Below are 13,396 nucleotides of genomic sequence, written 5' to 3'. Positions count from 1 at the left end.
CATCTGAAACAGTCACTGAGCCCTCCGGCGCCCGCAGGGACGCCGGAGACCGCCGCGGGGGGTCGCGCCACGGGTGCGGCCCCCCGCGGCGCGCCCGGGGGCGTCCTGGTTGGATCGGGGCCCGACGACCCCACGGAGAGGTGGACCAGCGGTGGCCGAGCGCGCCTGCTTCCTCATGCACCTGCGTCCCGAGCTGGTGGACGAGTACCTCAGCGCCCACGAGCACGTCTGGCCCGAGATGCTCGAGGCCCTCAGCCGCGCCGGCTGGCGCGACTACTCGCTCTTCCTGCGCCGCGAGGACGGCCTCGTGGTGGGCTACTGCGTGGCCGACGACTTCGACGCCGCGGTGGCCGCGATGGAGCGCGAGGAGGTCAACGAGCGCTGGCAGGCCACGATGGCGCGCTTCTTCGCCACCGGGGAGCACCCGGACCGCTCCATGGAGCGCCTGGAGGAGTACTTCCACCTCGCCTAGCGCCCCGGGGCCGGCTCCGCGGGGCTACGCCGCCAGCGAACGGCGTGGCGGAACACCCTCCACCGGGAGCAGGTTGGACGAGGAGACAGGGTCACGACCCCCTCGCGGACGCCCGCCGACGCGGACGGCGTGAAGGTGTCGGGACCCGGGACTAGCATCGGAACGGTCCGCGGGGGGTGGTCCCTCGAGGACCCGACCACCCGCGAGGAGCGCCGCATGTTCGAGAGGTTCACCGACCGCGCCCGACGGGTCGTCGTCCTGGCCCAAGAAGAGGCCCGGATGCTCAACCACAACTACATCGGGACCGAGCACATCCTGCTCGGCCTGATCCACGAGGGCGAAGGCGTCGCCGCCAAGGCCCTCGAGTCGCTGGGCATCTCCCTGGACGCCGTCCGCGAGCAGGTCCAGGAGATCATCGGCCAGGGCCAGCAGGCCCCGTCCGGCCACATCCCCTTCACCCCGCGCGCCAAGAAGGTGCTCGAGCTGTCCCTGCGCGAGGCGCTGCAGCTCGGCCACAACTACATCGGGACCGAGCACATCCTGCTCGGCCTGATCCGCGAGGGCGAGGGCGTCGCCGCCCAGGTCCTCGTCAAGCTCGGCGCGGACCTCAACCGCGTCCGCCAGCAGGTCATCCAGCTGCTGTCCGGCTACCAGGGCAAGGAGCCCGCCACCGCCGGCGGCCCGCAGGAGGGCACCCCCTCCGGCTCGCTCGTCCTCGACCAGTTCGGCCGCAACCTCACGCAGGCCGCTCGCGAGGGCAAGCTGGACCCGGTCATCGGCCGCGACCCGCAGATCGAGCGCGTCATGCAGGTCCTCTCGCGCCGCACCAAGAACAACCCGATCCTCATCGGCGAGCCCGGCGTCGGCAAGACCGCCGTCGTCGAGGGCCTGGCCCAGTCCGTCGTGCGCGGCGAGGTGCCCGAGACCCTCAAGGACAAGCAGATCTACACGCTCGACCTCGGCGCGCTCGTGGCGGGCTCCCGCTACCGCGGTGACTTCGAGGAGCGGCTGCGCAAGGTCCTCAAGGAGATCCGCACCCGCGGCGACATCATCCTGTTCATCGACGAGATCCACACCCTCGTCGGTGCCGGTGCCGCCGAGGGCGCCATCGACGCCGCCAGCATCCTCAAGCCGATGCTGGCCCGCGGCGAGCTGCAGACCATCGGGGCCACCACCCTCGACGAGTTCCGCAAGCACATCGAGAAGGACCCGGCCCTGGAGCGGCGCTTCCAGCCCATCCAGGTGCCCGAGCCGACGCTGCCGCACGCCATCGAGATCCTCAAGGGCCTGCGCGACCGCTACGAGGCACACCACCGCGTCTCCATCACCGACGCCGCGCTGGTGGCGGCCGCCACCCTGGCCGACCGCTACGTCAACGACCGCTACCTGCCCGACAAGGCGATCGACCTCATCGACGAGGCGGGCGCGCGACTGCGCATCCGCCGCATGACCGCACCGCCGGACCTGCGCGAGTTCGACGAGCGCATCGCCGACGTGCGCCGCGAGAAGGAGTCCGCGATCGACGCGCAGGACTTCGAGAAGGCGGCCTCGCTGCGCGACAAGGAGAAGAAGCTCCTGGCGCAGAAGGGCGAGCGCGAGAAGCAGTGGAAGTCCGGCGACATGGACGTCATCGCCGAGGTGGACGAGGAGCTGATCGCGGAGGTCCTGGCCACGGCCACGGGCATCCCGGTGGTCCGGCTCACCGAGGAGGAGTCGGCGCGCCTGCTCAACATGGAGGCCGAGCTCCACAAGCGCGTCATCGGCCAGAACGACGCCATCAAGGCGCTGTCCCAGGCCATCCGGCGCACCCGCGCGGGCCTGAAGGACCCCAAGCGCCCCGGCGGCTCGTTCATCTTCGCCGGCCCCACCGGCGTCGGTAAGACGGAGCTGGCCAAGGCGCTGGCGGAGTTCCTCTTCGGCGAGGAGGACGCGCTCATCCAGCTGGACATGAGCGAGTTCTCCGAGAAGCACACCGTCTCGCGGCTGTTCGGCTCCCCGCCCGGCTACGTCGGCTACGAGGAGGGCGGCCAGCTCACCGAGAAGGTGCGCCGCAAGCCGTTCTCCGTCGTCCTGTTCGACGAGGTGGAGAAGGCCCACCCGGACATCTTCAACTCGCTGCTGCAGATCCTGGAGGACGGTCGCCTGACCGACTCCCAGGGCCGCGTGGTCGACTTCAAGAACACCGTGATCATCATGACGACGAACCTGGGGACGCGGGACATCTCCAAGGGCGTCGGCACCGGGTTCGCCGCGGGGTCGCAGACCACGCAGACGAACTACGAGCGCATGAAGGCCAAGGTCAACGACGAGCTCAAGCAGCACTTCCGGCCGGAGTTCCTCAACCGCGTCGACGACATGGTCGTCTTCCCGCAGCTCACGCAGGAGGAGATCGTCCAGATCGTCGACCTCTTCGTGAAGCGGGTCGACGAGCGCCTCAAGGACAAGGACATGGGCATCGAGCTCACCCCGTCCGCGAAGGCGCTGCTCGCGACGAGGGGCTACGACCCCGTCCTGGGTGCGCGGCCGCTGCGCCGCACGATCCAGCGCGAGATCGAGGACGTGCTCTCCGAGAAGATCCTCTTCGGCGAGCTGCGCCCCGGCCAGATCGTCTCGGTCGACACCGAGGGCGAGGGCTCGGAGCAGAAGTTCACCTTCGAGGGCACCACCAAGGAGGACGTGCCGGTCCCGCTCTCGCTCGGCAAGTCCACCGACGGCCAGTGACGGCCTGACGCCACCACGACGGCCCGGCACCCGCGAGGGGTGCCGGGCCGTCGTGCGTCCGCCGGGCTGCGCCGGGCCCTCTCTGCGAAGATCGTCGCCGTGACGTCTCAGGTGCGGGTCCGGCCGGCGCGGACGAGCGACGTGCCTGCCGTGCGCGCCCTCGTGGAGGACTACGCGCGCGAGCGCATCCTGCTGGCCAAGGAGCTCATCACCCTCTACGAGGCCGTGCAGGAGTTCGTGGTCGCCGAGGTCGACGACCCGTCCGCCCCGGGCGGTGCGCGGATCGTGGGCTGCGGGGCCGTGCACGTGCTGTGGGAGGACCTCGCCGAGGTGCGCACCCTCGCCGTGGACCGCTCCGTGCGCGGGTGCGGGGTGGGGCACCGCGTCCTGGAGGCGCTGCTGGCACGCGCCGCCGACCTCGGCGTCACCCGGCTGTTCTGCCTCACCTTCGAGACGGCCTTCTTCGCCGCCCACGGCTTCCAGGAGATCGACGGGACCCCCGTCGCGCCGGACGTCTACGCGGAGATGCTCCGCTCCCACGACGAGGGCGTCGCCGAGTTCCTGGACCTGGCGCGCGTGAAGCCCAACACGCTCGGCAACACCCGGATGCTGCGGGTCTCGGCCCGCGGCCGGACCGAGGAGGTACCCCCGTGAACGACCCCGATCCCGCTCCCGTCGCCCTGGTCGTCATGGGTGTCTCCGGCAGCGGCAAGACCACCGTGGCCCGCGGCGTCGCGGACGAGCGCGGCTGGGAGTTCGCCGAGGGCGACGACTTCCACCCGCGCGCGAACGTCGACAAGATGCGTGACGGCACCCCGCTGGACGACGAGGACCGCTGGCCGTGGCTGCGCGGCATCGCCGCGTGGATCGGCGAGCGGGAGGCCGCCGGCCGCTCCGTCGTCGTCACCTGCTCGGCGCTGAAGCGCTCCTACCGCGAGCTGCTGGCCGACGGGCACCCGTCGGTGCGCTTCTGCCAGCTCGTGGTGCCCGAGGAGGTGCTGGCCGAGCGCCTGGCGCACCGGCAGGGTCACTACATGCCCGCGTCCCTGCTGCGCAGCCAGCTGGACACCCTGCAGGACCTGCAGCCCGACGAGCCGGGCTTCCAGGTCTGCGTGGAGGGCGGTCCGGCCGCCGTGCTCGCCGAGGTCCTCGGCCACCTCTGACCCCGCTCGTCCCACCCCGCTCCGTCCCCCTCGGTGATCAAGGAAGTGACAACTTCCTTGATCACCGAGGGGGCGGGGCGGGGGAGTGTCGGGGGGCGTCAGGAGCGGGGGAGGGCGAAGGTGCCGTCGGGCAGGGGCTCGACGAGGCCGTCGGCGACCAGCCCGTCCAGGCAGCGGGCCCGCTGCACGGCGTCGCTCGTCCAGGCGGCGTCGAGGTCGGCCGCGCCCACCGGGCCGTCGGCGGCGCGCAGCACCGCGAGCAGGCGCCCGCGCACCTGGCGGTCCGTGCCCGCCCAGCGCTGGGCGCGCCGTGCCGGGCCGGTGTGCGCCGGCCGGCCCGCCACCACCCAGGCGCAGCGGTCCAGCAGGGGGCAGGCCGGGCAGCGCGGTGCGCGCGCCGTGCACACCAGCGCCCCCAGCTCCATGACGCCCACCGACCAGCGCGCGGCCGTCTCGGGGTCCTCCGGCAGCAGGGCCACCGCCAGCCGCGTCTCGGCCGACGTGAGCGCGGGAGCCGGTTCCGCCGCCCCGGTGACCGCGCGGGCGTGCACCCGGCGCACGTTGGTGTCGACCACGGCGTGCCGGCGGCGGAAGGCGAACGCGGCGACCGCGGCGGCGGTGTAGGCGCCGACGCCGGGCAGGGCCAGCAGGGCGTCGTGGTCCTCGGGCACCTCGCCGCCGTGCTCGGCGGTGATGGCGACGGCGGCCGCGTGCAGCCGCAGAGCGCGCCGCGGGTAGCCCAGCCGGTCCCAGGCGCGCACCGCCTCCCCGGGCGGCTCCGCCGCCAGGGCCGCCGGGGTGGGCCAGCGCTCCAGCCACTCGCGCCAGCGCGGCAGCACCCGCGCCACCGGTGTCTGCTGCAGCATCACCTCGCTGACGAGCACCCCCCACGGCGAGCAACCGGGCTCGCGCCAGGGCAGGTCGCGCGCGCTGGTCGCGTACCACTCCAGGACGGTGCGGTGCAGGTCCTCGAGGGCGCCGGGGGCGAGCGGTGCGGGGACGGCGGGCGGAGTCGTGCGCGGCACCGCGGGATCCTCTGCGGTGATCGAGGAAGTCGCAACTTCCTCGATCACCGCTGGAGGGTGGAGGGTGGCGGAACGGGTGCGGACGGTGGTGGGCGGGGCGGGGCCGTTGCCGGAACGCGCGACGCGCCGGGGTGGAGCGGCGCGCCTGCGCACGAGCCCACCCCGCGGCGCCTACCTTCACCGCTGTGAGCAGCGTGCTGCACCCCGTGGGGCCCGAACGCCGGTCGATCTACTGGCGCCGTCGCCTGCTGGCCCTCGTCCTCCTGCTGCTCGTCGCGGTGGCGGCGGCCCTGGGGCTGCGGGCGCTGCTGCCCGAGGACGCCGCCGAGCAGGCCGCTGCCCGCCTCGACCCCTCCGGCGTCTCGCCCACCCTCGGTGCCGTGGCCCCCTTCCCGAGCGCGAGCGGTGGACCGTCCGTGAGCCCGTCCGCCACCGCGCCCGCGGAGGTGGGGCCCTGCGGGAGCGGGGACCTGGAGCTGACGCTCACCTCCAGGGCCACCACCTACGGCCCCGACGCCGCGCCCCGGTTCGTGCTGACGGTGCGCAACGTCTCGGAGACGACGTGCACCGCGGAGATCGGCAGCGGGGTGCGCACCTTCACCGTCCGGGACGCCTCCGGCGCGCGGGTGTGGTCCAGCGCCGACTGCCGGTCCACCGGGTCGAGCCAGGTGTACGAGCTGGACCCGGAGGGCACCCGGTCCATGAGCACCACCTGGTCGCGCCAGCGCTCCGCCCCCGGCTGCCCGGCGGACCAGCCGGTGGCCGAGGCCGGTGCCTACACCGTGGAGGGGACCTGGAGCGGGGTCGCCGCCGAACCGCTGCCGATCAGCCTCACCGGCTGACGCCGCGCCGGCCGGTGGTCCGGGCGGACCTCACGGGCGGACCTCAGACGTAGCGCTCCAGGATGCTGGACTCCGCCAGCCGCGAGAGCCCCTCGCGCACCGCCCGGGCCCGCTGCTCGCCCACGCCGTCGACCGTCATGAGGTCGTCGATGCCGGCCGCGAGCAGCTTCTGCAGGTCGCCGAACTGGTCCACCAGGCGCTCCACGATCGCGCCGGGCAGTCGCGGCACGCGGTTGAGCAGCCGGAAGCCGCGCGGGCTGACCGCGGAGTCGAGGGAGTCCCCGCCCACGGAGAAGCCCAGCACGCGCGCCACCTGGCTGAGGTCCACCAGCTCGGTGGAGTGCAGCTGCGCCAGCGCGTCCAGCACGTCCTCCAGCGGGCCCTCGTGGCGGCCGGACTCCAGGTAGTCGCGCACCACCAGCTCGCGGTCCGGGCCGACACCGCCGATGAGCTCGTCCAGCTGCAGGGACAGCAGCCGCCCGTCGACGCCGAGCTCCACGACGTAGCCGGCGATCTCGTCGGCGATGCGGCGCACCATCTCGATGCGCTGCACCACCGAGCACACGTCCCGGACGGTGACGAGGTCCTCGATCTCCAGCGCGGAGAGGGTGCCGGTGACCTCGTCCAGGCGGGCGCGGTAGCGCTCCAGGGTCTGCAGCGCCTGGTTCGCGCGGCCCAGGATGGCGTCGGAACCCTCCAGGACGTACCGGCGCGAGCCCACGTACACCGCGACGATCCGCATGGACTGCGAGACGGAGATCACCGGGTAGCCCGTCTGCTTCGCCACGCGCTCGGCGGTGCGGTGCCGGGTGCCGGACTCGCTGGTCTCGATGGAGGAGTCCGGCACGAGCTGCACCGCGGCGCGCAGGATGCGCGTGACGTCGCGGTCGCAGACGATCGCCCCGTCCATCTTCGCCAGCTCGCGCAGCCGCGTGGCGGAGAACTCCACGTCCAGGGCGAAGCCGCCGGTGCTCAGCGCGTCGACGACCCGGTCGAAGCCCAGGACGATGAGGGCGCCGGTGCGTCCGCGCAGGATGCGTTCCAGGCCGTCGCGCAGTTCCGTCCCCGGGGCGACGGCGGCCAGTGTCGCGCGCAGGATCTCCTCTGGAGTGCGTTCCGCGGTCGCCACCGGTCCTCCTCAGAACGTCTCGCGCCGGAGTCTAGCGGCGCCGGGCCGCCTGGCCCGGACCGCCTCGCCCGGGCGCCCGTTGCCCGCGCCGCTCCCGCTCGTCCCTCAGCCGGCCCGCCCGCCGCGCTGCCGACGCTCCTCGGGCTCTCCGAGGCGGGCGTGGGCGACCGCGTCGGCCAGGCTGGCGGCCTCCAGCACGGTCATCCCCGCCGGCGCCTTGCCCTCGGGCACCGAACCGGTGGGTACCACGGCCGAGGTGAACCCGAGCCGGGCCGCCTCGGCCAGCCGGCGCGGCACACCCGTGACCGGCCGCACCTCCCCGGCCAGGCCCACCTCGCCGAAGGCCACGAGGCCGTCCGGCAGCGGCTGGTCCACCGCGGCGCTGGTCACCGCCAGCGCCGCCGCCAGGTCCACCGAGGGCTCGGTGAGCTTCACGCCGCCGACGGTGGCGACGTAGGTGTCGCGGTTGCCCAGCGCCACGCCCAGGCGCCGCTGCAGCACCGCGAGCACCATGGCGACCCGGCTGGACTCCAGGCCGCCGGTGACGCGGCGCGCGTTGCCGGCGGAGGTGTCGGTGGCCACCAGCGCCTGCAGCTCGGCCAGCAGCGGCCGGCGCCCCTCGAGCGTGACGGTGATGCAGGTGCCCGGCACCGGCTGCGGCGTGCGCGAGACGAACAGGCCGCTGGGGTCGGGCAGACCCACGATGCCGTCCTCGCCCAGGTCGAAGCAGCCGACCTCGTCGGTGGGGCCGTAGCGGTTCTTCACCGCGCGCAGCAGCCGCAGCCGCGAGTGCCGCTCGCCCTCGAACTGGCACACCACGTCCACCAGGTGCTCCAGCGTGCGCGGGCCGGCGATCGAGCCGTCCTTGGTCACGTGGCCCACCAGCAGCGTCGCCAGGCCGCGGCGCTTGGCGACGGCGATGAGCGCGCCGGCCACCTCGCGCACCTGCGAGACGCCGCCCGCGGCGCCCTCCACCTGCCCCGAGGCGACGGTCTGCACGGAGTCCACCACCAGCAGGTCCGGCCCGGCCTGCTCCACGTGCCCCAGCACCGTGGCCAGGTCCGTCTCGGAGGCCAGCAGCAGGCGGGGGTGCAGCGCGCCGATGCGCTCGGCCCGCAGCCGCACCTGCGCGGCGGACTCCTCGGCCGTCACGTACAGCACCGTGCGCCCGCGGGCGGCCACCCGCGCCGCCGCGTCCAGCAGCAGGGTCGACTTGCCCACGCCCGGCTCGCCCGCCATGAGCACCACCGCCCCGGGCACCAGGCCGCCGCCGAGGACGCGGTCCAGCTCGTCCACCCCCGTGGGCGCCGCGCGGGCGGCCTCCACGTCCACCTCGGCGATGGGCCGCGCCGGCTCGCGCACCTGCGCGGGCACCGTGGTGCGCACCACCGGTGCGCCCGTCTCCTCCACCGACCCCCACGCCTGGCACTCCCCGCAGCGGCCCACCCACTTCGCGGTGGTCCAGCCGCACTCGGCGCAGCGGTAGGACGGCTTGGCGGGACGGGCGGGGCTCCTGGTCGGCACGGTCAGCACCGTAGGCGCCGCCTCCGACACCGGGCCCCGGCGCCCCCGGGCGCCCCGGACGCGAGCGGACCGCCGACCCCCGCGGGGTCGGCGGTCCGCTCGGGCGCGCGGTGGGCGGGGCGGCTCAGGTGCCCGCGGGGCCCTCGCCGTAGAGCAGCTTGGTCGTCGCCATGAGCACGCCGAGCACCACCAGCACGAAGCTCGGCACGAAGGCGAGGATGGCCGCCCCGATGCTGCCGCTCTTGCGGTACAGCAGGTAGGCGGAGAGGACCATGATCAGCGCGCCGAGGACGGTGAAGCCCATGGCGATCGCGACCTGGGTGCCCGAGGCGCTCTGGTAGGGGTCGAAGCCCAGCAGGAGCGCCGGGACCAGCGCGCCCACCACCAGGCCGACCAGCCAGACCACCAGCGCGACCACGGTGCCGGTGCTGGGCCTGGACCAGCGGACGGGGGCCACGGCCCGCTGCTCCTCGTGGCGCACCGGCGGGGCGGAGTGCGTGCTCATGCCCCCATCATCCACGCCCGGGGCCCCGCGTGGCGAGCGAGGTGGCGCCTCACCACCGTGTCGCCACCGCCCGGTGCCCGTGCCGGGCCCGCGGCGGCTGCGCCGGCCGGGTGACGGGCCCTGCGCCGCGTCGCCGCGCACGCCGATGCAGGGGACGTGGTGGCGAGCGGCGCACGGCTGGGGCAGGGGTTGCGCGCGGCGGCGCGCGCGGCCCGCGTCCCGACCGCTCCGGCGGCCCTGCGCCGGTTCCCCGCCGAGCGGGAGCGCGCCTTCCAGGCCGAGCGCAACGCCGCCCGCTCCGGCGCCTTCGTCGTCACCGCGCTGATCGGGCTGGCGATGTTCGACCTGTACGTGGTCGTCGACGCGCTCATCTTCCCGCAGGTGGCGGTGGTCTCCGCCGCGGCGCGCTGGGCGGTCGTGACGCCGGTGGTGCTGCTGGGGCTGCGGTGGCGCCGCCGCCGGCTGGCCCGCTGCCCCGCCTCGCGCGCGGACGGCCCGCTGGTCGCGGGCAGCCTCCTGCTGCAGATCGGCGCGCTGGCCGTCGTCGCGCGCTCGGCGTCCGAGGAGGTCGGCAACGCCTACTTCCTCGGCGCGCAGGTCCTCGTGCTCTTCAGCGTCGTGCTGCTGCGCAGCGACGTGCGCCACTCCGCGCTCGTGGCGCTCACCACGCTGGTGGCCTTCGCGGCGGCCGAGGCGGCCCAGCCGGGCACCGATCCCGCGCTGGCCCTCGCCACCCTGCTGTCGGTCGCCGTCAGCGGCGGTTTCGGCGTGTCGATGGCCGCGGGGCTGGAGGCCGGCGAGCGCTCCGCGTTCCTGGCCCGCGCCCGCGAGGCGGGACTGGTGGCCGAGCAGGCGCGCCTCATCGAGGCCCTGGCCGCCGCCAACGCCGGGCTGACCGAGGTCGCGCGCCGCGACGGGCTGACCGGCGTCCTCAACCGCCGGGGCCTGGACGAGCACCTGCGCGGCCTGCGCGACGGCGGTGCCTGCGCCGTGATGCTCGACGTGGACCGCTTCAAGGCCTACAACGACGCCCTCGGTCACGAGCGCGGCGACGAGTGCCTGCGCCGGGTCGCCGCGGCGCTGCAGGAGCAGCTGCGCCCCGGCGACGTCCTGGCCCGCTTCGGCGGGGAGGAGTTCACGGTGCTGCTGGCGGAGGGGACCGACCCCGACGGCGCCGTCGGGGTCGCCGGCCGGCTGCGCGAGTCCGTGGAGGCGCTGGCCCTGCCGCACCCGGGCCGGTCCGAGGGCGGTGCCGGTGTGGTGACGATCAGCGCCGGGGTGGCCTGCGGCGGCCCCGCGGCGACGCTGCTGGGCCGCGCCGACGAGGCGCTGTACGCCGCGAAGGCGGCCGGCCGCAACGCGGTCCGCCGCGCCCCGGCCGCCTGAGGGGTGCACGGCCCGCGGGGCGGCGGGCCGTTCAGAACCGGCGCCAGCGCAGCACCACGGCGTAGTCGACGACCGTGCCGGCGTGCCCGGCGAGGAACCGCTCGGCGTGCGCGGGCGCGAACTCGATGCGCACCACCGCCTCCAGGTCCTCGCGCCGCTCGAACTCCCACGCCACGTCCAGCCGCTCGGCGACCCAGCCGCGGCGCGCGAAGAAGCGGTCCACCGCCGCCTGGTCGTAGCCGGGCAGCGCGGCGGAGAACCAGCGCCCGAACGTGGAGCGGGTCGCGTCGTTGTCCACGACGAACGCCGCCCCGCCGGGGCGCACCACCCGCTCCAGCTCCGCCAGGCCGGGCTCGCACCCGGGGCCGAAGAAGTACGCCCACCGCGCGTGCGCCACGTCCACGCTCGCGGCCGGCAGCGGCAGCGCTCCCGCCGCGCCGTGCAGGACCCGCACCCCGGGCAGGTCCCGCACCCGTCCCAGGGCGCGCCGCAGCAGCGGCGGGTGCGGTTCCACGCCGACCACCGTGCGGGCGGTGGCGGCGAAGCGGGGCAGGTGGAACCCGGTGCCGCAGCCGACGTCGAGCACGTCGGCCCCGGCCCAGTCCCGCACCGAGCGCATCGCCGCCTCGAGCAGCCCGCCGCGGTCCACGGCGAGGTTCTCCAGCTCGTACACGTCGGGGGAGTCCCACACGTTCGGGCTGGGCACCACCCCGGGCAGGTCCGCTGGGCTCACCGGGCCGGGCGCGCGACGGCGCGCGAGCGGTCCGCCGGGTGCACCGTCAGCGGCAGCAGCCGGCGGTGCGCGCCGCCGCGGGTGCGCCGCAGCAGCGCCTCGCAGTGCCGGGCCAGCTCCTCGTAGGCGCCGTCGCCGACCAGTTCGCGCAGCTCCGCCTCGGCGCTGCGGAACAGCGGGCGGGTGCCCACGTGCGCGGCCGGGTTGGAGGTGCAGTACCAGTCCAGGTCGTGCCCGCCCTCGCCCCAGCCGCGACGGTCGTACTCGGTGATCGTCACCTCCAGGTACTCGGTGCCGTCGCCGCGCACGACGGTGCGGTAGGAGCGCTTCAGCGGCAGCTGCCAGCACACGTCCGGCTTCAGCGTCAGCGGCTCCACGCCCTCCGTCAGGGCCAGCAGGTGCAGCGCGCACCCGGCGCCGGCGGCGAACCCGGAGCGGTTGGCGAACACGCACCCGCCGTCGACCACGCGGGTCTTCACGTCGCCGTCCTCCGGCTCCGTCCACCCGTTCGCGCGGCCCTCGTCGTGGTACTGCCACGTCGCGGGCGTCAGGCGCGCCACCGCCGCGGCGACCCGCTGCTCGTCGGCGGGCTCGGTGAAGTGCGCGCCCAGCGCGCAGCAGCCCACGTCCGGGGCGTCGGCGTGGATGCCGGGGCAGCCGGCGCCGAAGATGCACGTGTAGTCGGACGTCAGCCACGTCAGGTCGCAGCGGTAGACCGTGCCCGGGGCGCCGTCCGGGTCCTCGGCGACGTCGGCCGGCTCGGGGAACTCGATCCACAGCCGGGGGCCGTCCAGCGGCGCCTCGGCCGCCGGTTCGGGCAGGGGGGCGACGGGCACCGCACGAGGGTACGCGCGCCGCGGTGGCGGGCCCGCACGACGCGTGCGGCGGCGCCGCGGTGGTCCCCTAGGGTTCGGCCCATGCGCTTGGGCGTCCTCGACGTGGGTTCCAACACCGTCCACCTCCTCGTGGTGGACGCCCACCCGGGCGCGCACCCGCTGGCGGCGGACTCCACCCGCCGGCTGCTGCGCCTGGCCGAGCACCTGGACGGCTCGGGCGCGGTGAACGCCAAGGGGGTCGCGGGGCTGACCGCCGCCGTGGAGGAGGCCGCCCGCGCCGCCGAGGACGCCGGCGTGGAGGAGCTGCTGGCGTTCGCCACCTCCGCCGTGCGCGACGCCACCAACGGCGAGGAGGTCCTCGCCCACGTCGCCGAGCGCACCGGCGTGCGCCTGGAGGTGCTGCCCGGCACCGCCGAGGCGGACCTGACGTTCCTGGCGGTGCGCCGCTGGTACGGCTGGTCGGCCGGGCGGCTGCTCGTGCTGGACATCGGCGGCGGCTCCCTGGAGGTCGCCGCCGGCCTGGACGAGGCGCCCGACGTGTCGTTCTCGCTGCCCCTGGGCGCCGGCCGGCTCACCCGCGACCGGCTGCCGGGCGACCCGCCGGACAAGGAGGCGGTGCGCGAGGTGCGCCGCCACGTGCGCCAGCGCATCGCCGCCCGGGTGCGCGACGTCACCCGCGCCGGCGCCCCGGACGCGGTGGTCGTCACCAGCAAGACGTTCCGCAGCCTGGCCCGGTTGTGCGGGGCGGCGCCCAGCGCGGAGGGGCCGCGGGTGCGGCGGGTGCTGCGGCTGGAGGACCTGCGCGCGAAGGTGCCGGAGCTGGCCCGCATGACGTGCGCGCAGCGCGCCCAGCTGCCCGGCGTGGCGGTCGAGCGCGCCCAGCAGCTGCTCGCCGGCGCCCTCGTCGCGGAGGCCGCCTTCGAGCTGTTCGGGGTCCAGGAGGCCCTGGTGGGGCCGTGGGCGCTGCGCGAGGGGATCATCCTGCGGCGCCTGGACGCCATCGGCGCCGGACGGGGCGCGGCGGTACCGGGAGCGCGCGCCGACGCGGTCGCGCTCTAGG

13 protein-coding genes are annotated in these 13,396 nt (G+C 75.4%); 7 read left to right on the top strand and 6 right to left on the bottom strand.

From position 1 onward, the window contains the following. The first annotated feature begins 151 nt into the window (after positions 1-151). From V9U69_RS06035 to V9U69_RS06020, 4 genes are all read left to right on the top strand, one after another. Positions 152-472: an L-rhamnose mutarotase gene (locus V9U69_RS06035; protein ID WP_337060448.1), complete on the top strand. Its 321-nt coding sequence runs from the start codon at positions 152-154 to the stop codon at positions 470-472. Between the two features lie 216 nt (positions 473-688). Beyond that, on the top strand, positions 689-3,193 hold the full coding sequence (locus V9U69_RS06030) for an ATP-dependent Clp protease ATP-binding subunit (RefSeq protein WP_337060446.1): 2,505 nt from the start codon (positions 689-691) through the stop codon (positions 3,191-3,193). Positions 3,194-3,292: 99 nt separating this feature from the next. Beyond that, the gene (locus V9U69_RS06025; RefSeq protein ID WP_337060445.1) at positions 3,293-3,847 is read left to right on the top strand and encodes an amino-acid N-acetyltransferase; all 555 of its coding nucleotides are present in this window, start codon (positions 3,293-3,295) and stop codon (positions 3,845-3,847) included. Next, positions 3,844-4,356: a gluconokinase gene (locus V9U69_RS06020; RefSeq protein WP_337060443.1), complete on the top strand. Its 513-nt coding sequence runs from the start codon at positions 3,844-3,846 to the stop codon at positions 4,354-4,356. Before V9U69_RS06025 ends, V9U69_RS06020 begins: the two co-directional genes overlap by 4 nt. Positions 4,357-4,454: 98 nt before the next feature. Here V9U69_RS06020 and V9U69_RS06015 read toward each other — a convergent pair whose 3' ends face one another. After that, entirely contained in the window at positions 4,455-5,381 is a 927-nt protein-coding gene (locus tag V9U69_RS06015; RefSeq protein ID WP_337060442.1) for an A/G-specific adenine glycosylase, read from the bottom strand. 185 nt (positions 5,382-5,566) lie between these two features. On the opposite strand from V9U69_RS06015, the gene V9U69_RS06010 reads away from it, so the two are divergent. Next, positions 5,567-6,223 (top strand): hypothetical protein, encoded by a 657-nt coding sequence (locus tag V9U69_RS06010; protein WP_337060440.1) that lies wholly within the window; start codon positions 5,567-5,569, stop codon positions 6,221-6,223. Positions 6,224-6,266: 43 nt separating this feature from the next. Here V9U69_RS06010 and disA read toward each other — a convergent pair whose 3' ends face one another. The 3 genes from disA to V9U69_RS05995 form a co-directional block, all read right to left on the bottom strand. After that, on the bottom strand, positions 6,267-7,352 hold the full coding sequence (gene disA, locus V9U69_RS06005; protein ID WP_242126913.1) for a DNA integrity scanning diadenylate cyclase DisA: 1,086 nt from the start codon (positions 7,350-7,352) through the stop codon (positions 6,267-6,269). 105 nt (positions 7,353-7,457) lie between these two features. Further along, positions 7,458-8,876 (bottom strand): DNA repair protein RadA, encoded by a 1,419-nt coding sequence (gene radA, locus V9U69_RS06000; protein WP_337060438.1) that lies wholly within the window; start codon positions 8,874-8,876, stop codon positions 7,458-7,460. A 124-nt stretch (positions 8,877-9,000) separates the two neighbouring features. Beyond that, positions 9,001-9,381, bottom strand: a complete 381-nt coding sequence (locus tag V9U69_RS05995) for a hypothetical protein (protein WP_337060436.1) — start codon at positions 9,379-9,381, stop codon at positions 9,001-9,003. Between the two features lie 159 nt (positions 9,382-9,540). On the opposite strand from V9U69_RS05995, the gene V9U69_RS05990 reads away from it, so the two are divergent. Next, positions 9,541-10,767 carry a GGDEF domain-containing protein gene (locus V9U69_RS05990; RefSeq protein WP_337060435.1) on the top strand — a complete coding sequence of 409 codons (1,227 nt, stop codon included), beginning with the start codon at positions 9,541-9,543 and terminating at the stop codon, positions 10,765-10,767. A gap of 31 nt (positions 10,768-10,798) precedes the next feature. Here the strand turns inward: V9U69_RS05990 and V9U69_RS05985 are convergent, their stop codons facing one another. Further along, a complete protein-coding gene (locus tag V9U69_RS05985) occupies positions 10,799-11,500 on the bottom strand; it encodes a class I SAM-dependent methyltransferase (RefSeq protein ID WP_337060434.1) in 702 nt (233 codons plus the stop codon). Beyond that, a complete protein-coding gene (locus V9U69_RS05980) occupies positions 11,497-12,336 on the bottom strand; it encodes a hypothetical protein (protein WP_337060432.1) in 840 nt (279 codons plus the stop codon). The genes V9U69_RS05985 and V9U69_RS05980 overlap by 4 nt, the downstream gene beginning before the upstream one ends. 81 nt (positions 12,337-12,417) lie before the next feature. Here V9U69_RS05980 and V9U69_RS05975 point away from each other — a divergent pair, with 81 nt between their 5' ends. Beyond that, positions 12,418-13,395: a Ppx/GppA phosphatase family protein gene (locus V9U69_RS05975; RefSeq protein ID WP_337060430.1), complete on the top strand. Its 978-nt coding sequence runs from the start codon at positions 12,418-12,420 to the stop codon at positions 13,393-13,395. Position 13,396 lies beyond the last annotated feature (1 nt).

Origin of the sequence: Kineococcus sp. G2 (genome assembly GCF_037154035.1) — a bacterium.
Lineage (GTDB): Bacteria > Actinomycetota > Actinomycetes > Actinomycetales > Kineococcaceae > Kineococcus.
The sequence above is the reverse complement of the archived record's forward strand: the minus strand, read 5'-3'. Positions and strand labels throughout refer to the sequence as shown.